At 65.0% G+C, this 21,253-nt stretch carries 15 protein-coding genes; 4 read left to right on the top strand and 11 right to left on the bottom strand.

Annotated elements, in window-relative coordinates; genetic code table 11:
* Window positions 1–26: 26 nt before the first annotated feature.
* From IPJ59_RS30035 to IPJ59_RS30025, 3 genes are read right to left on the bottom strand one after another with little or no spacing between them, the layout of a single operon-like run.
* Window positions 27–1,754, bottom strand: coding sequence for a hypothetical protein (locus IPJ59_RS30035; RefSeq protein ID WP_293274373.1), 1,728 nt, complete (start codon window positions 1,752–1,754; stop codon window positions 27–29).
* 19 nt (window positions 1,755–1,773) lie between these two features.
* On the bottom strand, window positions 1,774–2,661 hold the full coding sequence (locus IPJ59_RS30030; protein ID WP_293274371.1) for a hypothetical protein: 888 nt from the start codon (window positions 2,659–2,661) through the stop codon (window positions 1,774–1,776).
* Window positions 2,662–2,670: 9 nt separating this feature from the next.
* On the bottom strand, window positions 2,671–4,599 hold the full coding sequence (locus IPJ59_RS30025) for a serine/threonine protein kinase (RefSeq protein WP_293274369.1): 1,929 nt from the start codon (window positions 4,597–4,599) through the stop codon (window positions 2,671–2,673).
* 994 nt (window positions 4,600–5,593) lie between these two features.
* Here IPJ59_RS30025 and IPJ59_RS30020 point away from each other — a divergent pair.
* Complete coding sequence (locus tag IPJ59_RS30020) at window positions 5,594–6,406, top strand: toll/interleukin-1 receptor domain-containing protein (RefSeq protein WP_293274367.1); 813 nt, start codon at window positions 5,594–5,596, stop codon at window positions 6,404–6,406.
* Window positions 6,407–6,640: 234 nt separating this feature from the next.
* Window positions 6,641–10,687 carry a TIR domain-containing protein gene (locus IPJ59_RS30015; RefSeq protein ID WP_293274365.1) on the top strand — a complete coding sequence of 1,349 codons (4,047 nt, stop codon included), beginning with the start codon at window positions 6,641–6,643 and terminating at the stop codon, window positions 10,685–10,687.
* A gap of 125 nt (window positions 10,688–10,812) precedes the next feature.
* On the opposite strand, the gene IPJ59_RS30010 is transcribed toward IPJ59_RS30015, so the two are convergent.
* From IPJ59_RS30010 to IPJ59_RS29995, 4 genes are all read right to left on the bottom strand, one after another.
* Complete coding sequence (locus tag IPJ59_RS30010; RefSeq protein ID WP_293274364.1) at window positions 10,813–13,896, bottom strand: ATP-binding protein; 3,084 nt, start codon at window positions 13,894–13,896, stop codon at window positions 10,813–10,815.
* The gene (locus tag IPJ59_RS30005; RefSeq protein ID WP_293274362.1) at window positions 13,889–14,671 is read right to left on the bottom strand and encodes a helicase-related protein; all 783 of its coding nucleotides are present in this window, start codon (window positions 14,669–14,671) and stop codon (window positions 13,889–13,891) included. The genes IPJ59_RS30010 and IPJ59_RS30005 overlap by 8 nt, the downstream gene beginning before the upstream one ends.
* A 30-nt stretch (window positions 14,672–14,701) precedes the next feature.
* Window positions 14,702–15,496 (bottom strand): DEAD/DEAH box helicase, encoded by a 795-nt coding sequence (locus tag IPJ59_RS30000; protein WP_293274361.1) that lies wholly within the window; start codon window positions 15,494–15,496, stop codon window positions 14,702–14,704.
* Between the two features lie 442 nt (window positions 15,497–15,938).
* Window positions 15,939–16,205, bottom strand: coding sequence for a hypothetical protein (locus tag IPJ59_RS29995; RefSeq protein WP_293274360.1), 267 nt, complete (start codon window positions 16,203–16,205; stop codon window positions 15,939–15,941).
* A 391-nt stretch (window positions 16,206–16,596) separates the two neighbouring features.
* On the opposite strand from IPJ59_RS29995, the gene IPJ59_RS29990 reads away from it, so the two are divergent.
* Window positions 16,597–17,292 carry a hypothetical protein gene (locus tag IPJ59_RS29990; RefSeq protein WP_293274359.1) on the top strand — a complete coding sequence of 232 codons (696 nt, stop codon included), beginning with the start codon at window positions 16,597–16,599 and terminating at the stop codon, window positions 17,290–17,292.
* 70 nt (window positions 17,293–17,362) lie between these two features.
* Here the strand turns inward: IPJ59_RS29990 and IPJ59_RS29985 are convergent, their stop codons facing one another.
* The 4 genes from IPJ59_RS29985 to IPJ59_RS29970 form a co-directional block, all read right to left on the bottom strand.
* On the bottom strand, window positions 17,363–18,616 hold the full coding sequence (locus tag IPJ59_RS29985) for a site-specific integrase (protein ID WP_293274357.1): 1,254 nt from the start codon (window positions 18,614–18,616) through the stop codon (window positions 17,363–17,365).
* Between the two features lie 69 nt (window positions 18,617–18,685).
* Window positions 18,686–19,042: a hypothetical protein gene (locus tag IPJ59_RS29980; RefSeq protein ID WP_293274356.1), complete on the bottom strand. Its 357-nt coding sequence runs from the start codon at window positions 19,040–19,042 to the stop codon at window positions 18,686–18,688.
* A 910-nt stretch (window positions 19,043–19,952) separates the two neighbouring features.
* Window positions 19,953–20,276, bottom strand: coding sequence for a hypothetical protein (locus tag IPJ59_RS29975; RefSeq protein ID WP_293274354.1), 324 nt, complete (start codon window positions 20,274–20,276; stop codon window positions 19,953–19,955).
* Between the two features lie 444 nt (window positions 20,277–20,720).
* Window positions 20,721–20,990: a hypothetical protein gene (locus tag IPJ59_RS29970; protein WP_293274352.1), complete on the bottom strand. Its 270-nt coding sequence runs from the start codon at window positions 20,988–20,990 to the stop codon at window positions 20,721–20,723.
* 63 nt (window positions 20,991–21,053) lie between these two features.
* Between IPJ59_RS29970 and IPJ59_RS29965 the strand changes: the two genes are divergently transcribed.
* Window positions 21,054–21,253: hypothetical protein (locus IPJ59_RS29965; RefSeq protein ID WP_293274350.1), on the top strand; the 200-nt coding region annotated here is incomplete at its 3' end.

The following is a 21,253-nucleotide window of genomic DNA, read 5'->3' as shown; positions in this document are numbered from 1 at the left end:
GAGGCCAAGAGCTTGGTCCACCACCCCTATGGATGATGAACTCGAATCACCGCATACGGCTTTGCGTTAGCCGTGCGGTAGCCGCCCCACGCGCAGAAGCCCCACGAGTCACAGGCGACCGCGGCGGCCCCATCCTCACCGATGACACCGGCATCGTACGGGATCCGCGGGCCAAAGGGGTCCCAGACGGCGAAGACCTGTGCATCAGGCGGCCCCATGGATCGGACGCCAGCGCCAACGATCTTGCCTTCACGGTCGCACACGATCCCGTTGATCTGCGTCGACGGTAGCTGCGGCTCCGCTCGGTGTTGGGTCGCAGCTCCGTCGTCCCCAAGCCAGAAGATCATCGGCTGCGGCTTGGCATCGACGGGCAGGTCACGGGTCCACCCGCCGGCCACGAAACCGTCCCCGCATACCGTGACCGATCGCGCCGCGTCATGGATGAACGACGCATCGGCCGTAGAGGTCCATGGGGTGCCCACCACACCCGCGAGCGGGTGAAGGCGGGCTGTGAACGTTCGGCTAAAGACGTCGACATCGTTGGGCGAGAACTCCCGTTCACCAACAGCAAGGACGTTGCCGGTGCTCGGCTGCATCACGAGGGCGCGGACCCATTCCCTTCGCTCATTCAACAGGTCGAGGTCGAACTCGTCGGGCGTGAACGGGGCCCGGAACATGGTCGGCGGCTGGATGAAGACGGACTCGCCGTCGGCGATGTAGACCCAGACGGCCCCATCGGTGCGCACCGGGTTGTCGCTCGTGCGTTGCGCGCCGCCGACGAACACGCGGTTGCTGAATTGCGCCGTCCCGGCCGCGACGCTCGTGATCTCGTCGCCGACCTGGCCCGCCTTCTCCCACAGCAGCGAGCCGCTCGAGTTGAGCAGCGCGACGTAGCCCTGCGGTTCGTTGGCCACGAGGAAGTTGCCAGCGACGATCAAGTTGCCGTCCTCGTCGAGAGCGACCGCGGTGCCGAACGAGGTCGTCTTCTTGAACCCGTCATCCTCGCTCCAGTTCTCGAGGGACTTCGGCCAGCCGGGGAGCGACTGACACGACTTCGGGTCGATCATCCATGCCGTCAGCCGGAGCGCGCCGGGCGGGCCGCGTGTACCCACCGCGAGGATCTCTCCCTTGGGCGTGTACGTCAGCGCGGAGATGATGCTGAGGACGGCCCCGTCGACCGGGTCCTTGAAAATGCAGCGCTCGGCGCCGGACTGCGGCAGCAACACGCTGAGCTTGTCCTCGGCCTCGGCCGTGAGGCCCTCGGCGTCCTCGACGACCACCTTGAACTTGCGCTCCGGCCCGTTGTCCTTGGCCGACAGCACGTCCCACGTGCGCGGGAAGTCGGCCAGGGTGAGGTCGGCCAACTTCTCGCCGTCGAGCGTGAGCCGGACCTTGACCACGTCGTCGCTGGCGATGAGCTGCAGGTCGGCGGGTCCGGCCTCGTCGAGGTGGTCCTGCACCACGTCGAACAGCTCGATCGTCGGCGGAAGGTTGACCGGGTCGCCAGAGCTCGACCCCGGGTCCCCGGCCGAGCTGGTCGTGCTCGGCGCGGTGCTCTCCTCGTCGCCCGTCACGGTCTGCACCTCCGAGCCCGCCGAGGTCGTCGGCGTCGAGGGCTCGCCCGTGGAGGACGACGAGCTGACGTCCACGGTGGCGGTGATGGAGACCAGGCCGTCGCCCTCGTCCAGAAGACCTTGGATACATCCGGCCAGAAGCAGAGCCAGTAGGGACACCATCAACGTGCAGCTGCGCATGGTCATGCCTCCTCACGAATCAGAACCGCAGCCGTAGGACTGCGCCGGCACCCTGGGGGCCGCCGTAGGGCTGGAGCGCGTAGGTCCGCGACCTCGTCTTCTTCCGCGTCGCCAGCAGGGCGACGCCGGTACCCAGGCTCACCAGGCCGGCCACGCCGACACCGATCGCCGCGTCACGACCGCGGAGCAAGTCGTCGCGCAGGTCGAAGTAGCGGCGCTCCTCGGCTGGCGTGTAGCCACGATGTTCCGCCTTGGCCACGTCGATGATGCCGCGGATCTCGCCAGCTCGTTGACGCTCGAGCTGGAGAACACCGGCGAGGATCCCGAGCATGCCGATACCGGCGCCGGTGAAGACAGCCCCCATGGCCGTGTGCGCCCGAGCGCGATGAACCTGCCTCCGACTCGGCACCGTGAGCACCCGATGTACGGCCGCCGGCGGCGCGGCGAGCGGGGTCGACAGTGGTGGATCCGCCGCGAGATCGTCGGCCGCGAGCGCCGGGGGATCGTCGGCCGCGAGCAGAACGACCCGCGGCTTGCCCGTTGCGCCGTAGCGGCAGTTTGCGCGGCCGGTCTGCGCGGCGTCGTCTCGCAGGCGATCGAGGTCGTCGCGCCGGGTCTCCTCCCACGACAGCCGCTCCTGCTCGTCGGTGAAGGTGGCCGTTCGCAACGCGAGGTCCGCGACCCCGAGCGCGCGGCACAGGTACACCGTGGCCCCGTCGACCAAAAATGCCGCGTCAAACTTGGTGTGGGCGTTGTGGAATTCGTCCAGCGGGCGCTCGGCCGACGTCGTCGCCAGTTTCAGGTGCGCGTCCGCGGCCGCTGCAAACGTCTCGGCCTGCGAGACGCCGGTCGCCGTAGCGATCTGCGGCTCGCTCAGTACCAGGGACAGAAAAACGATCGCCAGCATCGCAGCCTCCTACTTGAAGAACGTGAAGTCTTCGACCGCTCCATCACTTGCCGGGAGGGGCGCCTGGCGGACGATCCGGTCGACGCAGATCGCGAACGGGTGAACTTTGGACAGCTTCACCACCTTGACCATGTCGAGCGCTCCGCCCTTGCGCCGGACCTGGACAGTCACCGGGCTCTCGGGCATGTCAGCCTCCCGCGCGCAGCTGCGGATCTTCGGCTCGAGTCGTGCCATCGCCTGCTGGAACGTCTGGGCCGCCGGTGCCGGCCGCGATGATGCGGCTGGCTGCCGCGCGGAGCCCGTCATCGCCGCGAGGACAGCAGCCCGCGTCCGAACCCTGGGGGTCGTGTCCTCTCCAGCGCGGCCTGGCGTCGGTAGTGGGGGTGTGGCGGCGTCCGTGGCGGTCGGCGGAGGGGGTGTGCCCATCGCCGCCTGCGTGTGCCCCTGAGAGCCTGGCAGCTCGGCAGGGCTCCTCGCCACGTCGGCCTGGCAGCGCTCGGCAAGCAGCTCCGCCGCGCTCGCGCGAGGCGTTTCTCGAGCCGGCATCATGGCGAGCGCGAACGCATCCGCCGAGGGCATGTCCGCCGCGCCGCCCAGGCGTTGCGCGACGAGCATGCCGCCGGCACCGACCCCGACCCCGACCAGGAGGGCCAGCACTACAACAAGCCGTCCGCGTGGCCGTGTTTGCGGCGCCGATGCGGGAGCGGGCCGAGGTTCGCACGTGTTGGCAGCAACTTCGGCAGGCCCAGCCGTCGAGATGTCCACCATCGGCCTGCTGAGCGCGGCGGGCACTGCCAGGGGCGCGGCCGGGGGCGCGAGAGCGGGTGGCACGGGTGGCCCAGCCGGGGAGGGTGTCGGGGCTGCACGCTGCGCAAGTAGGCACTCGCGCGCCATGTCGAGGGCCTCCCGCAGCTCCCCCATGTTCGGCGTCCGCGCGTCCGGGTCGAAGCGCAGCGCGTCGCGGAGGGCCGTCTCGAGGTCGGCGTAGTCGAAGCCCGGTAGGAAGGTGTCGATCGGTCGTGGGTGCTTCCGGTCGCCGAACGCGAACGGATGGCGCCCCGTCAACAGCTCGTACAGCACGACACCCAGCGCGTAGACGTCGGTGCAGAAGCTCGGCGGGCCCGGATTCTCGCGCAGGATCATCTCCGGGGCCATGTACTCGGGCGTACCGAAGCGACAGCCGAGCGGCGTCACGAGCCGCGAGCCTGGCGGCGCGCCGTACTTCTGCGAGACCCGCATGTAAAAAAGATCGAGGTACTTACAGAGCCCCCAATCGATAACCTTGATCGTCTTCGCCGGGTCGCGCAGGCGCATGATGTTCGCGGGCGTCAGATCGCGGTGCAAGATCCCCCGCCTGTGCGCCGCCTCAATCGCGTCGCAGACCTGCAAACCGGTGTCGATAACCTCGAGCGGGTCGGGCCGCACACCGCTCTTGATCAGCGCCCGGAGTGTGTCGCCCTCCAGCAGCTCCATGCACAGGAACAGTTTGCCGTCCGGGAGCTGGTCGCAGTCGTAGATGCGGACGACGTTGCGGTGGTCGAGCAGCGCGAGCGCCTTGCCCTCGCGGATGAACCGCTCGCGGCCATCGGTGCGGAGCTGGAGCGTCTCGTCGAGCACCTTGACGGCCACCGCCCGATCCAACTTGAGGTGATGCCCCCGCCACACCGCCCCCATGCCGCCCTCGCCGATCTTATCGAGCATCTCGATTCGCCCGGCCAGGATGCCGCGCGGATGATCCTCCGGGATCAGGTTCGGCGCGTCGCTGTCCTCGTCGAGCAGGAAACGGCAATCATCGTCGTTGTCGTCCGCGTCGCCGTCGTCGTCCTCCGCTTCGCCATCGTCTGCTTCGCCGTCATCGTCGGCCTCGTCGTCTGCGTGGCCGTCGAGCTGACGCATGTCGGCCGTTGGTTGTGCCTCACCGAGAAGATCGCCGTCCATCACCGCACCACTACTACCGCAGCGCCCCTCAGCCACGCAATCTGGCGTATCTGCGCGCAATCGAGCAACGACGACTTCCCGCTGTAGGGCGCCACCTACACGAGTTGGAAACCGTTGGCCAATCAACAAAAATGGGGCGTGGGCTTCGGTCCGACAGCTACAGGCACGACGAGGCGCTGTGACGACGTTCGCCGGTACGACGAGGCACGCACGCAACGACGGCGAGCCGCGAAGACAAGTTCGGGGACGGCAACGTGGTGCGGCGCCCTGGTTAGATTGGGCAGAAGAAATTTTGGGTCCGGCCGTGCTCTCACCAGCAGGCTTCGCCAGTCATGGGACGCGCCATCCGAGCACCTCGGCGCCGAAGACAGCGAAGGCACCGTCTGCCTGCTCCGCCCGCGGGCCCACGCCCACATGCTCGGACGCCCCGCTGAGGGGACCATCGGCGCCAAGCTTTTGGGCGGGCGCCGTGCGAGCCGTGACGGAACGGCAGCCCTCGCGGCCGCGTCTGACCCGCGGCTCGGGGTGTTCTGCGGCTGGCTGGTCGTGCCGGCGGAGACGTCTGGCCCAGCCTACGATCCGGGCTGTTTCCGGGCGGAACGCGCTGTTCGAGTACCCAGCGCTGGTGCCGTCGCTGCGACGGTGAAGACCACGTCAGTCAGATTGTACTTAAAATCCTGTTCGCTACGACGCCGCTGCTCGCGCGGCTGACCGGGCACACGTTCGAGACCAAGGGCGTGCACTGGGAGCCGGGTGGCCGTGCCTTCGACCTGCTCGTGGAGGAAACGTGGGCCGCGAGCCGGTGGATGACACCTCTGCTACCTGTTGCTCGAGGGTCGCGCTTCGCCGTTGCACTCCCGCATGCGGAGGAGTAGCCTCCCGTGCCAAGAGCGCGCATCACCATGGTCCACGGAAAACTCACAATTCGAGAGGTGCTGGCAGACGAAGATCTACTGTGGGACGTAGCCTCGAATTGGACAGGACGACCAGTGAGGTGACGCGAGCCCTGAAATCCGCTCTCAAAAGGCCCTTTCAGGACGAAGAGGACGCGATCGAGGATGTACTTACGTATGTTCCCGAAGGCCTCCGAGGTAAGACAGTTAAAGACGCTCGCGGAGATAAAGATCTCCGTGAGTTGCTAGTAGAGTGGACGGATGAATCTCTCGAGGAGATCGAGTGGACTCTCGGCCGAACGATTGGCTCCAAAAAACTCGAGAACACCTTTAAGTTCAACTGGCCGCAACCAGTGCGTCGTTCCTCCACACGCAAAACGAAGAAGATCGCCAAAGCCAAGGTTCATTCTCGGTCGAAGAAAAATGCAAAATCCGTCAGCGTTCCTGGAGCGCGTAAAGTGACAGTGAAAGCAACCCCGACAACAACGCCCGGCTCGTCAACCTCCGCCGGCTTCGACTACGACGTAGCCCTTTCATTTGCGGGAGAGGATCGTGCCCAAGCGGAAACGCTCGCATCGCTCTTGAAGAAAAAGGGTGTGCGGGTTTTCTACGATAAATACGAGGAGGCGGACCTTTGGGGTAAGGATCTCTATACCCACCTCGTCGAGGTATACACGACAAAGGCTCGATACTGCGTGATGATTCTCAGTCAACACTATGCAAAAAAACTGTGGACCAACCACGAGCGCAAAGCCGCGCAAGCTCGCGCATTTGCCGAGAGCAAGGAATATATTCTTCCCATTAAAATCGACGACACCCCGATTCCGGGCGTCTTGAATACAGTAGGGTACGTTGACCTTCGCCACACTACGATCGCTAAGGTCGTTGAGCTCCTTCTGAAAAAGCTCACGTAATGTTCTCGATGCGGTTTAGAACTACCAGGTCGGTAGCACCGAGATTGCTGACCTCTGGCACTTCGTGGAGCACCTCACATCGACTTGAGCGGCCTCGCGCGCAGACCGAGGCTACGAGGCCGATAATACGAGGCGGAAGACATGCCAGGCCGCTACTCACGGAATAGTGTGGCGCTCGACCGCAGTTTCGTCGCGGTTAATGACGAAACTGCGGGGCTCTCGGCTGAGCAAGCGGTGGCAGTCGCGCGTACCCTTCATCGGGAGGAAACCTGGGCTCAGCTTTTGCAACGTCCATACGTTGTCGTACTCGGTGAGGCCGGGACCGGAAAGAGTACCGAGTTTGATCGACAGGCGGCTCAACTGTCCTCAGAGGGGCACTGGGCATTCTTTGTAGAGATCACTTCCCTTGCAAGTAACGGTCTCATCAACTCCGTAGATCCGGAGGATTCGGAACGGATTACGGCGTGGCGCGGCACTGACGCGCGAGCAATCTTTTTCCTCGACTCACTCGATGAGGCAAAACTCTACAGGCACACACTCCGCGACGGTCTTCGCCAGTTGCGCCATGCGATTCACGCCGAATGGAGTCGCGTGGCCTTGGTGATCTCCTGTCGCGTCAGTGACTGGATGGCAGGAGCAGATCGCGACGAAATCGCGGCAGTGATTCCGGATAGTTCGGCCGCGACAGTTCACGTCGTACAGATCGCGCCGCTAGAGTCCCCACAGGTCGCAACGCTCGCAGCCCATGTGGGGGTCACCGATGTTGCGTCATTCATGACGGCGATCAAAGACAACTATGCTCAAGCATTTATCGAACGGCCGCTCGATGTGAAGTGGCTTGGTGGTTACTGGAATACTCACCGCCGAATTGGGAGTCTACGAGAACTGATTGATGATGACATTCGTGAAAAATTACGGGAACGTCCTGGGCGTGTATCCACGCTGCCCGCAACCAAGGCTGTAGAGGGATTGCAGGCGCTTGCTGGCATCGCCACCCTCACGCGGCGTTATTCATTTCTTGTCCCTGACGAGACTCTTGCGCTCGCCCGAGGGGACTCGGCCGTCGACCCTCACGAGGTGTTACATGATTGGTCTGACGATGAGATTCAGCAACTTCTACGCCGACCCATCTTCGATGAGTCAAGCTATGGCTGCGTGCGTATTCACCATCGTTCGGTCCAGGAGTTTCTCGCGGCACGTTGGTTCAATGAACTCCTAGCCGCAGGGATGACACGAACGACGTTGGAGTCTCTGTTCCTGCGTCGGACCGGAGGAGAGCAGGCCGTCCCCCAGCATCTCGGTCCGGTCTTGGCTTGGCTGTGCCTTTGGGATGTTGAGCTTCGTCGCAAAATGCTCACGGAGATTCCGGCTCTCCTGATCGGTCACGGCGACCCAAGTGGTTTCTCCGACGACGAGCGGCGTACGATCTTGACGGCCTATGCCAGCCGTTACAAAGAACGTGAACGTCAGTTCCAAAGATTTGATCTGCCTAGCCTCGACCGTTTCTCCTCGCCTGTATTGGCGGAGCCCATAGCCGCGCTACTCTCCCTGCCGGAAACACCTGAGGATCTGGCTGCCATGCTGCTCCAGCTCGCCGAGCATGGCAGGATCATGGAATGCGCACCTGTTGCGTTAAGTCTGGCCATGGGCCCAAGGACACCCAATTATGTCCGCTCGTATGCAGTCCGCGCGGCAGCCGCGTTAGGGGGGAAGGACGACTTACTAGCTCTTATCGATCAACTTGACGTGTGGGATCAGGACGTCGCCGGGTCATTTGTACGTGCACTTTACCCGGCCCCATTAGATGCTGATGGTGTACTTCGAGTAATTGCGCGGGCTGCAAGGAAGCCCCGGAATCAGACGACCAGTCTTCAAGTGGTACTTGAATACGAGATCCAGAAACTGGGCGATATTGAACATCGCCTAGACCTTCTCGAACGGCTCCTAAAACATATGTGCGTCCATTGTCACGATGGCCAGACCAAGGTCGGCCATGAGCATAATTGGCTCTTTCCGATGATGGGAAGACTCGTCGAGGCGCTCTTGGAAGAACTAGGAGGCGCGGTCGAACTGCCCACCCAGGTTATGGAGGCGCTGGACCTCGTCCAGTCGTGTAGCCGCGCGGGAATGCGCGAGTGGTACGGATTGGACGGTGTACGCACGGCTGTGACCCGATACCCTGAAGTACGGCGCGCGCTGTTCTGGCGACATGTCGATGCCCTCCAAAGAAGGGCCGGGCACCCACCAACACGGCAGAACGAGGTCGTCTGGAGCCTTGAGCTCTACAAGCCTAATTTGACGGACGTCAATTGGCTGACCCGTGACGCCATTGCGCGCGATGACGTACGAGAACGCTTGCTGGCGTTTGACGTCTTGTTGAACATGCCACGTCCAGAGGAGGAGCGCGCTCGGTACCTGGAGTTCTTGCGTCAAGTCGCTGACACGGACCCTGCGCTAGACAAGCGGCTCAAGCGGTGGCTGAACCCTCGGCCGTATTTTCATCATCAGACGCAAGTCTTTCAACGGCAGAGCAAAGCTCGAGACAATGCCCGCGAGCGTCAGCATGAGCATGACTGCGATGTGCTGCTTCAGCAGATCGATCTGCTGAGGTCTGGCGACGACATCGCTAACCTCTGGTTCCTTTGGTCCAACGCAACGCATACTTCTTCTTGGACGTGGGCATCGCACGAATCCCTCAAGGCGAAGTATGGCAATCAGATCGCTGAGGCTGCCCGCGACGGTTGGCGAGCCATCTGGCGTAAGCTAGAGCCAGTGCTACCCCATGCCCGAGAACACCGGAATACCACGCCGGGTGCCGTCCTGCTTGGCTTGACGGGACTTCACTCCGAGTTCGCGGACGGACTTGGTGTTTCAACGCTTAGTGATTTGCTCGTCATTAGGGCAACAGGTTACGCGGCCTCCGAATTGAACCAGTTCCCAACGTGGCTAGCGGATTTGGCCGAGGTTCGTCCCGCCTTGGTGGCCAAGACCCTCGAACCAGCTTTGGCAGCAGATTACGGTTCAACAGAGGCAGTTAACGATGTCCTGGCCAAGCTCTCACATGCTGACGTCAGAATACGGCTTGTTTGTGCGCCAATCGTGGCCCAGTTGGTTGAGTCTCGGGACCCTCCGACACTCGAGGCGCTGCGCCATGCGCTGACCGTGCTGCTGTCGACCGAGAGCGAGGCCGTTTCGATACTCGATGGCGTGGCCGAAACCAGGTGCAAAGCCGCTATTTCCGATCGACCCCGCTTCGTGGTCTGGTGGCACTGCTGGCTCAATCTAGACGGCACTCGTGCTCTGGACTATTTGGTGGAAGCGCTTTCCGAAATCCCGCACCAGGAAGCTTCTGATTTGATGGAGGGGGTCTGCAATCGGCTTCATGACTGTACAAAGGGCCATAGCCTCCTACCGCTGTACGTGCTAAACGATCCAGCGGCCCTATCCCGACTGCTGCCGCTGGTTCATACCTTCATAACGCCGGAGAGCGACCTGAAGCATGAAGTGGCTCACTTCATTGGGCCTCGAGAGCATGCTCAAGATTTCCGTGATAAGCTGCCGGGTTGGCTCGCGGCGATTCCGGGCGAGGCTTCCGTAGCGGCCCTTCGTGGCGCCGCAAACAGCCCGGCATTGGCTGGGATTCGTGACTGGTTGCTTCATTTGGCAGATCAACGATTGGTTGCAGACGCTGGAATTACGTCGATCGTGGCCGAGGCTCGATTGGTGCAACTTTATCGCCAGTTTGGCCTTGGTGCCATCCGCCATTTGGACTCACTGGCGAGGACAGGAGCTGCGGTGCCCTCACCTTGCGCCACGCCGCCCGCCCAGGTGGCGAAGGTGGCCGCTCCAGCTCTTGCCGCCCCTACAACAAGCCACACCTACCAGTTCGCATTCACCTTCGCTGGAGAAGATCGCGCTGTCGTCAAAGAGTTGGCGGAGAAGTTGAAGACCCAAGGTATCTCCGTATTCTATGATGAGTTCGAAGTAGATAAGCTTTGGGGCAAGGATCTCTACGAGTACCTGGCCGATATCCACCGCCACAAAGCAAGGTTTTGCATCATGCTCATCAGCCAGCATTATGCCGCCAAGCTTTGGACAAACCACGAACGAAGGGCTGCTCAGGCACGTGCTTTCACCGACAGCAGGGAGTACATCTTGCCGCTGCGGCTTGACGATACCGAGATCCCTGGCATGCACCCCACGGTAGGTTATCTGGATCTGAGGGAGCGATCAGTCGACGATGTCGTTAAATTGGCGCTCCTGAAGATTCAGGAGCCCTGACGCGGGTGGCGGGCGCGCAACGTCCATACGAGGAGGTCGGCTCAGCCGCAGTTGTTGATGTACCGGTCGAGTAGCTCGCAGCGGACCGCCTCGAAGGGCCCGACGAGGTGCCGCCGCATCGGGAATCAGCCTTGGCGGCGAGTGCCGCGGAGCGACCCGAGGAGCCGGCCGACAAGCCCCGTCGACTTCGGTTGCGGCGACGGCAGTTCGATCGGGATCGTCATCCGGGTGTCCGGCGCGCGCTCGTACGTCCGGAGGGTCGGCGGGCCGGGCGGTGGAGCTGCGAGTGCCTGGCGGGCCATGGCAGCGAAGCGTTCATACGCGTCGCCCGGGTCGAGTCCGAACACTCGGTACTCGCGGTAGTTCTCGTAGCGGAGCCGGACGGTCTGCGCGGTCATGAACGGTCTGGACCCCGCCTCCGTTAGGGACGGCTCGCGGCCGAGGGTCTCCCAGACGGCGACCCATCGGTACGCGAAGCGGCCAATGGACGCAGCCAGCGTCCATTGGTCCCAGCGCTTCGACTCCTCGTCTGTTCCCTTGGCGGTGGGCAGGGCGGGGACGAGTGGCGCGAGCCCCAGCCAGAGCGTGCGCGGGTCGGCGGGCAGGATGCGGTCCGCGGTCCGCACGGGGCCGGGGCACTTCTCGCCGATCGCTGCGTAGAGCATCGACACGTCGCCGCCGAACCAGGTGTTGGCCGTGGCCGCGACCTTCCGCCCGTAGGCCTTGAGCGTTGGCGGTCGCCCATTCTCGTTCAGCAGGCGGTGGTACAGGACCGAGGCACCACGGATCGAGGCGTCCCAACGGCGCCGCAGGTAGGCGTCGAGATGGGCCGTCGCCCAGGCGCGGCGATAGCGCGTGATCACGTCGCGCAAGTGCTCGAACCCGTCGTACTGGTCGCCGCCGACCGACATCGTGATGACGATCGCAGGACCGTTGGTGCTGGGGCCCTTGTCTTTGTACCGTCGGACTCGCGGCCGGAGATGGCGCTGCCCCGCGACGAGGTCAGAGAAGAGTGCGCGGTCCACCGGGGCCCCAAGGGCCTCTAGCTCGGCGAGATTCCTCGCGTAGTACTCGGTGGCGCCTTCGAAGCTGGTGCGGCTGTATGGGCCCTCGCAGATGAACCATGCCGTCAGGGCGATGCCGTGCCAGAAGGCCAGGGCGGGCCCGAGGGCCTGTGCGACGATGTAGTGGGGCGACGGGGTGCTGATGACGACGTCCGGGCTCGTCGGCGACATCTGGCGGCCCCACAGCCGGTCGATCTCGCCGAGGAGATCAGGTGGCAGGAGCGCCGCGAACGCGTATGGGGTCGATCGTCCGTCGCCGAACCCACCGAAGTCGACTGGTAGATCCTGCTCGGCCACCAGGCCCCACAGTGAGGGCATGCCCTTCGCGTGGCGCGCGTGGACCTCGTCGAAGGTCGCCCAGTAGCGCTTCAGGGCGACGACGCGGTCCTCCACGGGCGAGACGCCGGAGTCGGCCGACCAGTAGGAGGCGGCGATCTTGGCCGCCTCCTCAGGCGGGATGCCGAGGGCGGCTGCGGCGGCCGCGGCCTTCGATGCGCCCGCGACCAGCACGCGAGACTTGGGGAGCGCGGTAGCGATCTGCTCGCTGGGGTGCGGGAGCTCGCCGAGGTATTCCAGGAAGGCAAGCCAGTCGCCCCCGAAGTACGCGACGAGGTCCGGCTTGAGGCTTGCGGTGACGACCCGCGTACGCAGCGCCCTACCGTCGGCATCTGCCTTGGCGTAGTAGGCGCGAACGAGGTCCCGCAGGACCAGGGCGCGCCAGCGCCGGGCCGCCTCCGGCGCCCACTCCGACAGCGCGCCGGTGAGACGCGCGACGACGGCCGCGCGCTGATCGGCAGTCAATCGCGACCAACCGCCGCCGTATCGCATCGGGTCCATGAGAAGACGGACGTCGACGCCGAGTTGCTCGAACAGGTCGTACACGCCCTGCCACTGGGCCTTCTGCTGTGCTGGCGAGCTTCCAACGCGCTTCCTGACCTCGATCGGTGAGTGTATTGCTGCAAATGCTGGGGCGAGTACTGCCCACAGATAAACCGCCTCCGGGTTGCCCTTCACCTTTGAGCGTCCTCGCTCCATCTCCGTCCGGTTCGGGTCCATGACCGAGCCGGGCACCCGGATCTCGTCGGGGATGGACCACGACCCACGCGACTCGATCCGCTCGACGGAGTACGCCTCGACGATGAGGTCGCGCTCTTCACATGTCAGCGATGGGAGCTCGACCCGGTCGCGGTTCCTCTGCGCGGTCGCAACTGGCTGGCCGGCGAGCCTCGCAGCGAGCAGACGGCCGGTGAGTGCGTCGAGGGCACGGAACCTCGCGGACCTATTGTTGGTGTCCTCAAGGGCTAGGACGTCGCTCAGGAGTTCGGCAAGGGCCACGCGGGCGCCGAAGGTCTGTCGCGTGATAGGTTTTGGCTTGCGCGCCTTCGTTGGCACCTTGCTGGCCTGTTTGGCGAGCCGCGTCGCACGCTTCGCCACGCTGTCGCGGAGCGTCCCGGGACGGAGCTGCGTAGCGAGCGCGGTGGATATCCGCAGGGCGTCGGAACTGCGACCGGTACGCTCGAGGAGGATCAGGAGCCGCTCGATCGTCTCCTCGTGGTCGCACCCCTCGTTCACGAGCGTGCAGTAGCACGCGATGGCCCCATCGGTGTCGCCGAGGGCCTCCGCGGCGAGGCCCCGCCTTTGGCGCACGAGCCATTCAACCTCGCGGTTCCCGATCTCGTGGGCGAGCGCCTCAGCGCGGACGAGCGGCTCCTTGTGGTCGCGGCCCGCCTCGGCCCAGTGGACGGCCCGACCCGCGAGTCGCAGAAGCAGGCTCGCATCGTTCCAGAAGGGCCCCTGTGCCCTTCGCACCCTCTCTGCGTCAGTCCTAACCGCCTGCTCGACCTTGTCGTACTCGTCGCCGGCGAGCCACAACTGGTGCAGCATCCCAATCGTCGCCGGAATGTCGGAACCCGCGGCCACGGAGGCCTCGAGCACGCGCTCTGCCTCGATGGGGTCGCCCGCGTTCAGTAGCGCGTCGCCGAGCCGGCCCTCGATGTATCTGAGTCCGAAATCGTCGTCGCGGTCGCGAGAGCGGCGTTCGGCCTCGAGTGCCTTGCGCCAAAGGCCGGCTGCCTTCGTGTAGTCGCCCTGCTCGACCGCCTCGATCGCCTGGGCCTCGATCTTGCGGGCGGCCTCGCTACTCACTCATCTCCTTCAGGAGCTGCGTGAACTTGTCGAAGGTCACGGGGCTGTCCGAGTTGGATGCGTATGCCGCGTATTGAGCCGCGAGGGCCTCCCGCTCCCGCTCGAGCCGCCGCTGCTCGACGCGGGCTCGGTCGTGGACGACACGGCTCGTGATGGAGCCCGGCTCGAACAACACGAAGGTGTCCGGGCGCGTGGCCGTGTCCACACCGGCCGATCCGGGTAGATCGCCCAGGCCGGACTTGCCTAACGTCGGCGGGTTGTGGACCATGGGCCGGTCCATGTCGTTCTCGCGGTAGATGGTGTCGATGTGGCCGTCCAGCCCGAACTCAGCGTGGTACACGACGTCGAGGAACTGCTGGTCCGGGGCGACACGGCCAATAACCGCGGGGTGAAGCAGCACGCGGATCCCGCGACCGACGAACTGGTAGAACTCCGAGAACGAGCCGTATGGGCGCATCGGCACGACGATACTGATCGGCGGGAAGTCGTAGCCTTGGCCAAGCATCTTGAGCTGGACGACGGCGTCGAGGTCGCCGCTTTCTTGCTCGAAGCGATTCCGCACTGCCCGAATTGCGCTGTCGGTCATGGCGTGGTGCAGGTACGCCGTGGCGATTCCGTACGCCTCGGCGATGCGCCTGATCTGTGCGGCGTGCCGATCGCTGAGTGCGGAGAAGAGGCACCGCGGCTTGACCGGGGCAAGGACCTCGCGCTGTCGGTCGAGGCAGTCCCTGACTACCCGCATGACCTGGCGGATGGACGCGTCAGACTTCGCCACGATCCGCCCGGAGTTTCCGCTCGTCGCCGATCAGGTGAGCAGTTCCTCGCGCCCCACGATCTCCTCACGGGAGCCGTCGGGCCAGACCATCTCATAGACGGTTTCGTCGCTCTCCGGCGCGAAACGCTCGATGCGCAGGTTCTTCGCGTTGCCGTCTGCGATCGAGTCGATGAGGCGGTAGCGATAGACGATGTCGGCGTCGATGGGCTTGCCGTCGAGGCGCTGGAAGCAGGCCGACATCAAGAGGGTCCGGGCGCCGGAGAAGTGCGCAAATAGGCGCTGGTACGACTCGGAGGCCGCGATGTGCGCCTCGTCGACGACGATGATGTCGATGTCGTCCGGCGCGAGCTTGGCGAGCAGGTCGTCGGCGTCGCCGCCGGTGCCTAGTAAATGGAAGTTGGTGATAATGATGTCAGCGGCCCTGAGCGCGTCGCCGGTTATTTCACGGACGGGCCCCTCGTCGCCGTCGAGCGTCAAAACAGCGGGCGGGCGCAGGCCGGGGATCAGCGGGCCGCCAGGGAGGCCGTAGAGGACGTTGCCCAGTGCGGTGTGATTGAGCGCCTTATCAAACGTGCTGCGGATGACTTTCCCCGGAGACACGATTAGTGCCCGGCGGCGCGTGAACGCGAGCACTGCCGTGATACCCAGAGCCGTCTTGCCCGCGCCGACGGCCATCACGCACGCAGCGCTCCGACTGCCCGAGCCGTAGTAGTCGGCAAGGGCCCAGAACGCCTCCTGCTGGCAGGTACGCAGGGTCTTGAGGTTCAGCCTGTCTCGGACACCGTCGAAGTAGGAGCCGGGGACCTTCGGTGCCGTCAGCGACACCCCGAGCGTCGAGACGTTCTCGGTACAGGCCCGCCTCGTCGTCGCTCAGCGTCGACGGCGGTATCGATGCTCCGCCGAAGAGCTCATGTTGCTGGACCAGTACGGCTTTAAAGGCAGGTCGCTGGCGGACCAACGCGGCCAATAAGTCGCGGTTGAGCAGGCCACGGTCCGCAAGCCTCTGGGCGAGGTCGAAGGCGAGGTTGAGCGGTGGAATTGGGCGACGGAGGCAATGCTTTGTAGAGTTCCGGCCCACCGTGAGTAGGCGAGCTGCCGCAACTCGTCTGCGTTGAACCGGTCGGTCAAAACTGGCTCAGCCATGTAACGGCGGACGCAGTGGGCACGCGCGAATGATACTGAACCTCACCGCTACAATTAAGCGTCTTCAGGCCGGATTTCCGCGAGCCGGCGAGTACGACATGGTTCGCCGGAGTCTCCGGAAGCTTTAGTGGCGGCGAGGATCGGGTCCACCTCGTCGCGTCCAGGCGGCGCGGTCGCCTTGCGCTTGACCCATGCCCCAGCGCGCGGGCTGCTCCTGCTGGGTCAGCGGCATCCACGGGGGCGGGCTCGTCTCGGGGGCGGGCTTGGCTGCGACGGCGGGGACGTGCTTCGCCGCGGGGTCCGGTGGCGCTGGCGTCGCCGCGTTGGCGTCGTGTGCATCCGCCTTGCTCGCCATACTGCCGAACGCCGCAAGCCCTGCCGCCGACACCATGCCCGCGATGCTCGCCCAGAGTGGAACGCCACCCTGGCAGCCGGGATTGTTGACGACGGCCAGGATCCGCAGCGAAGCGCCGACGCGGCCTGGCGGCGACAGGTGGTCAACTGAAGATCGTGCGTCGGGCCCCGCGGCGGCATGGCGCCCGTCCATGAACTCGCATTGCTCGCTAGCGACCGCTGTTCCACCGTTTTCTGGCCCGCGGGTGGGCCACCCTGGTCCGCCCACGGGCCACCCGTCTGACGGTCCACCCGAACGCAGTTATGCGGACAAACGTCAATGATCTTGATTCTTCTTGCACAGAACAGAACCCCGCGTGTAGCGTCGTCTACTTGAGGCCATCGAAGTTTGCGAACGCCAGACGGCAGATCTCGACACGGAGTACACCATGAACGTCGTCTCACCAACCCGCTACAACGTCTACATTGACGGCTCCTGGCTATTCAAGCAGTGCGGTGGTAAGCTCTGGGCCAAGATAGTCGGGTCGACTTCCACTGTCCGTTTAGACTTTAACAAGATGCTCGATCTGTTCGATGAACAGATTAAATCATTTCTCGGCGATGGTTTGCAACGGCAAGACCTCTTCATGTACATGGCTCTCTTCCGGGGTGTTCCACGCCCCGATGACCCCAGTAACCCTAAAGACCCCTTAGTCAAGTTGAATGCACTCGTATATGCTCGTCGATACTTTGCCAGAGACGCTCAAAGTGCCGGCTTCCAGAAAAATGGATGCTTCGAAGTGACGTATGAGGACTGGATGCTGCGCGCGATCATCGGCAGTAACTACCGGGAGAAAATGGCTGACACAGCGCTCGTAGCGCGCATCGTCCGCGAAGGCGTTTCTAACCCAGGAATGGCCCACGTAGTAGTTACAGGTGACAAGGATATTCTTCCTGGAATGGTGGCCGTAATCCCAGACTATTCTACGAAGGCAGTTATGGTGATGAACAATCCTTCAAAATCGGAGCCGACTTTAGCTCAGTCATCGAAAAGGATCGCGGGGATGAAGGAGAATTACCACATGCTTTATCTTGATGAGCACATCAAATCAATTGCCGTGCAATCACCACCAAGAAGAGCCTGACCCGAGCTGGGTCATCGGCGGGAGGGAGTTTGGTCCATCGGCGGGGCGAGAGCCCGGCCTACCACGGAACCTACCGCGGCCTGCGCGGGCGGCCCTGTGGCGCCCGCCTGGCCTTGCGACCGGACCGACCGGCCCGAACGATCGTCTTGCTAGTCAGGTTCACCGCGTCGCGCAGCACGTAATCGGCGATGTGGGCGTAACGCTGCGTCGTGCGGTAGTTCTTGTGGCCGAGCATCTTGCCGACGACCTCGAGCGGGACACCGTTCATGATCGCGTCGCTGGCGACGGAGTGCCGCAGGTCGTGCAGCCGCACGTCGGGGATCCCGGCGAGCTTGCGGGCGTGCTTCCAGCTCCGGCACAGGCTCCACAGCCGCTTGCCCCGTGACGAGCAGACGACCAGGCCGCGCTTGGGCTTGCCCTTCTCGGCGGCGATCTTGGCAAGCACCGACAGGACCTCGTCGGAGACGACGATGTCCCGCTTGCCGGTCTTCGTCTCCGGCAGGTGCAGCGTGCCCTGCCGCCAGTCGACCATCTCCCAGCGCAGGTCCCGGACCTCGTCGCGGCGCATGCCGGTGAGGGCCAGCAGGCGCACGGCCCAGATCGCCTCGCGGCCGATGTGGCCGGGCTGGCCCGAGGGGATGTGCTCGGCCGCCGCGAGCACGCGCTCGAGCGCCTGGCGCTCGTCGGGGTCCAGGAAGCGCTCGACGGCCCGCTCTTTGAACTTCTGGACCGCCGCCGCCGGGTTATGGAGCGGCTTGCGATCCCACTCCACGGCCTTCGTGTACATCACGCTCAACACGCACCGCACGTAGTTCGCCGCGCACGGCATCGTCTTGAGGGCGTTGTGGACGCGCTGAACGTCGGCCGGCGTGACCTCATCGAGACGCATGTCGCCGAGCTTCGGGAGGATGTAGAGGCGGAGCGTGCTCCGATATTTCGCCGCCGTACCTGGCTTTAAGTACATGTCGATATGGTCATGTTCAAAACGCTTCGCGAACTCGCGGATCGTGGGCGACTTCGGGCCGATCTGCGGCGCGGTGACAGCCGTCTTCGCGGCCGGCGCCCGCTCGCCCGCGCTCGCTACTTCATCGCGTTGTGCGAGGATGGCCATGGCCTCCCTGCGCGCTTCGTCGGCGCCGAAGCTCGGACTCATGAGCCCGAGGCGGTGCCGATGGTCCTTGCCGGCGGCGTCCCGGTACCGGGCAAAAAACACTCTCTTGCCCGTCGGAAGCACTCGCAGGATGAAACCGGGGAGTGAGTCGCAGGTGATCTCGTAGCGGATGGAGCGGGGCTTGGCCTCGCGGGCTTGCGTGTTCGTGAGCATGGCAACCTCCAGACCCCTAACCAAATCGATCCAAAACCGAACCAGCGCAAGGCCTTAAACCGGCCTGTCCTAAGAGACATAAAATATCGAATTCGAGCAGTATGCGCCAAATTGGACCATGTACTCGACATTGCCGTCGTCGCAGGCCTCGGCCGGCTGCTTGATGCCGTCGCCGCACGAGGCGAGCGCGCAGTTGTTGGTACCCCGTCGTCGTCGACCTGGCTGGCGTCCGTCGCAGGTCTCACTGGGGCCGACCGGGCCGTCGCCGCAGACTGCGAGCTGGCACTGGGTGGTGAGGGGCCGTCGTCGGCGTTGTTCGACCGTCGTCGCAGGCCCGTCCGGGTCGATGACACCGTCGCCGCAGGTCGGCGCCGGGCCGGTGCCTGCTGCCGGTGGTGTTGATGGGGCCGGTGCTGGCGGCCCCATCGCTGCTGGTGCCGCCGGTGCTGCCGGTGCCGGTCGCGGAGACGCCCTGGCGTCGGGGCTCCGTGGTCCCGTCGCCCGCGCTGGTCGGTGGCAGTAGGCCGCTCGTGCTGGTGCCTGTGTCGCTCCCACCACCCGACGAGCTGTCGGTCGCGCTCGCCGTGGCCGCGTCATCGCTGCACCTTGCTCAGAAAACAACCAACGATCGAAGACCCCATCCCTATCGGCCAAACCGTATTGAGACACCGTAGAGGCGGGCCGACGGGCCAGACAAGCGGCACGTCGGCGCCCTGCGCCCGGGCGTGGCGCATGCCGCGACAAATGTTACGCGGCAATTTGTCTCGATCCGACGATCGTGGGTCGCGCGACCGCCCACGGCGTCGTCGGGGGCCCACCTGAACTGCGCGTCGGGGTAGGTCACCGAGAAGCGGATGCCCGACTCCCAGGCCGATGCCGACCACACAGGACGCGATCGTCGCGGCCGGGGCCGCCTTGAGGGGAGCAGCGGGCCGAAGTCGTTGAGCCCGGACATGATCTGGTTCCCGGGAGGTCGAGGCCCGTGAGGGTGCCTCGCCTTCGCCGCCGAAGGTAAACCCGGAGCCCGTGCCAAAGCCCCCGCCGTGGCCAGGATGCACACCCCGAAGTAGGCCGGACAGGCCCTTCTGTAAGCCGCCGAGTGAGGGTATCCCCCCGGCGGCCCGCTGACCGTCGGCCACCTGCACCACTGACGCGAGCACGTTGGAAGCCCCAAGCACGCCCACCGCCGGGAAGAAGAAGCCCTCGACTGCGGGACCGAGTGCGGTGGCGCCATCAAGGTGCCGAGGATGCCGAAGATCGAGTCGATCGCCCTGGCGATGTCCTGCCGTTTCGCCGCCGGAGATCGCCGAGTCCGTCACCACGATCGTCAACATGCTCAGCACGATCGCCAGCACCGCCTCGGGGTCGATCGGCCCTCCGGGCCGGCGTCGAACGATAGCTCGCGCGCCGCAGTGAACAGCGTGCGCGCGCAGTGGAGGAACGCCGCGGTCACCAGGGTGATCAGCGACCGAGGCTGAGCTGCCGGCGGCAGGAACACCACCAGCTCGATGAAGCCGGTCAGCAACGGGACGAGATCCGCCGCTGCAGGACCTGACGGATCGCCGAGGCCAGCATCGGCGCGATCGCCAGCACCGCGTCGAGGGACCTTCGCGGCGACGCCGCCGAGCGCGCCTGGCCGCGAACGCCGGACGAGGCTCATTACCGCGTCGGCGCCTACGCCGATCAGTTGCCGGGTCGGTCACCGCCGCGAACAGCGGGGACGTGACGCCACGACCGACTGGACGGAAGGCCTGGACTCGCCGGGCCACCGCGCTGGCCACGCCGCGATCTGCTCGCCGACCGGGCCGAGCGCCGACAGCACGTCCTGAACGCGTCGGCGAGCAACGACCGAGCCGGCCCATCAGGTACTCGTAATTGGCCGCCGAGAGTTTATGAAGGCACTGATCGACGAGCCGCCCCTGCCCCCAATCGAACCGCCCCTGCTCGACTCCGGAGAGGGCCGCCCGAGCCGCGCGATCGACCCGGGGCAGCGCGGCCCGCTGGTCCTCGATCAGCGCCAGCGACGCCCCAGCGCGTCGAACATCGCCTTCAGGTCGCTCTGGATCGCGGATCGCGTCCCAGCCGTAACAGCGCGGCCAGGAAGTTACCACGCCTGACTACTCACGCCGACGCGCTTGAAGAACGCGACCGCCAGCCTGGCCGCCGACTCGACGTTCTCGACCACCGTCTTGACGATGCCTGCACCCCGTCGACCACGATCAGGGCGATGACCGTGACCTCGTCGGCGACGTCGATCGGCCAGCCGCGTCGCCGCCGCGATCGCCGTGCCCGCGAAGTCCTCGAGCAGGCGGGGCGCAGCCGTGGCGACGTTCTTGATCAGCACCCGGGCCGCCGCGCCGATCGTAACGAACACCTGGGCCGCTGAGCCGACCGCCCCTGGGCCGCGCTGGCGATCGCGTTCGCCACGTCGCTGGCGATGGACGCGACTGACCTGACGGCGCCGGAGACCGCCCTGATTGCCGCTGCTGATCCCGCCCGCGACCGCCCCGCCGGCGGTCATAGCCCGCCGCCGATGTCGCCGAGAGGTGTCTCTTCTGGTACCCGCTCGTCACGCTTCGTCACTGTCTTCGCGGTGGGCGGCGCCGGGCGCGAAGCGACCGATCAGCCGCGGACACC

This window comes from Nannocystis sp. (genome assembly GCF_016714285.1).
Lineage (GTDB): Bacteria > Myxococcota_A > Polyangia > Nannocystales > Nannocystaceae > Nannocystis.
This window is presented reverse-complemented; position numbering and strand designations above follow the sequence as displayed.

Bases quoted from the DNA above. Each gene is read 5' to 3' on its own strand.
- IPJ59_RS30035 (WP_293274373.1), bottom strand. From the start codon at position 1,754: ATGCGCAGCTGCACGTTGATGGTGTCCCTACTGGCTCTGCTTCTGGCC.
- IPJ59_RS30030 (WP_293274371.1), bottom strand. From the start codon at position 2,661: ATGCTGGCGATCGTTTTTCTGTCCCTGGTACTGAGCGAGCCGCAGATC.
- IPJ59_RS30025 (WP_293274369.1), bottom strand. From the start codon at position 4,599: ATGGACGGCGATCTTCTCGGTGAGGCACAACCAACGGCCGACATGCGT.
- IPJ59_RS29995 (WP_293274360.1), bottom strand. From the start codon at position 16,205: ATGGTGTCGGCGGCAGGGCTTGCGGCGTTCGGCAGTATGGCGAGCAAG.
- IPJ59_RS29990 (WP_293274359.1), top strand. From the start codon at position 16,597: ATGAACGTCGTCTCACCAACCCGCTACAACGTCTACATTGACGGCTCC.
- IPJ59_RS29985 (WP_293274357.1), bottom strand. From the start codon at position 18,616: ATGCTCACGAACACGCAAGCCCGCGAGGCCAAGCCCCGCTCCATCCGC.
- IPJ59_RS29980 (WP_293274356.1), bottom strand. From the start codon at position 19,042: ATGGGGCCGCCAGCACCGGCCCCATCAACACCACCGGCAGCAGGCACC.
- IPJ59_RS29975 (WP_293274354.1), bottom strand. From the start codon at position 20,276: ATGAGCCTCGTCCGGCGTTCGCGGCCAGGCGCGCTCGGCGGCGTCGCC.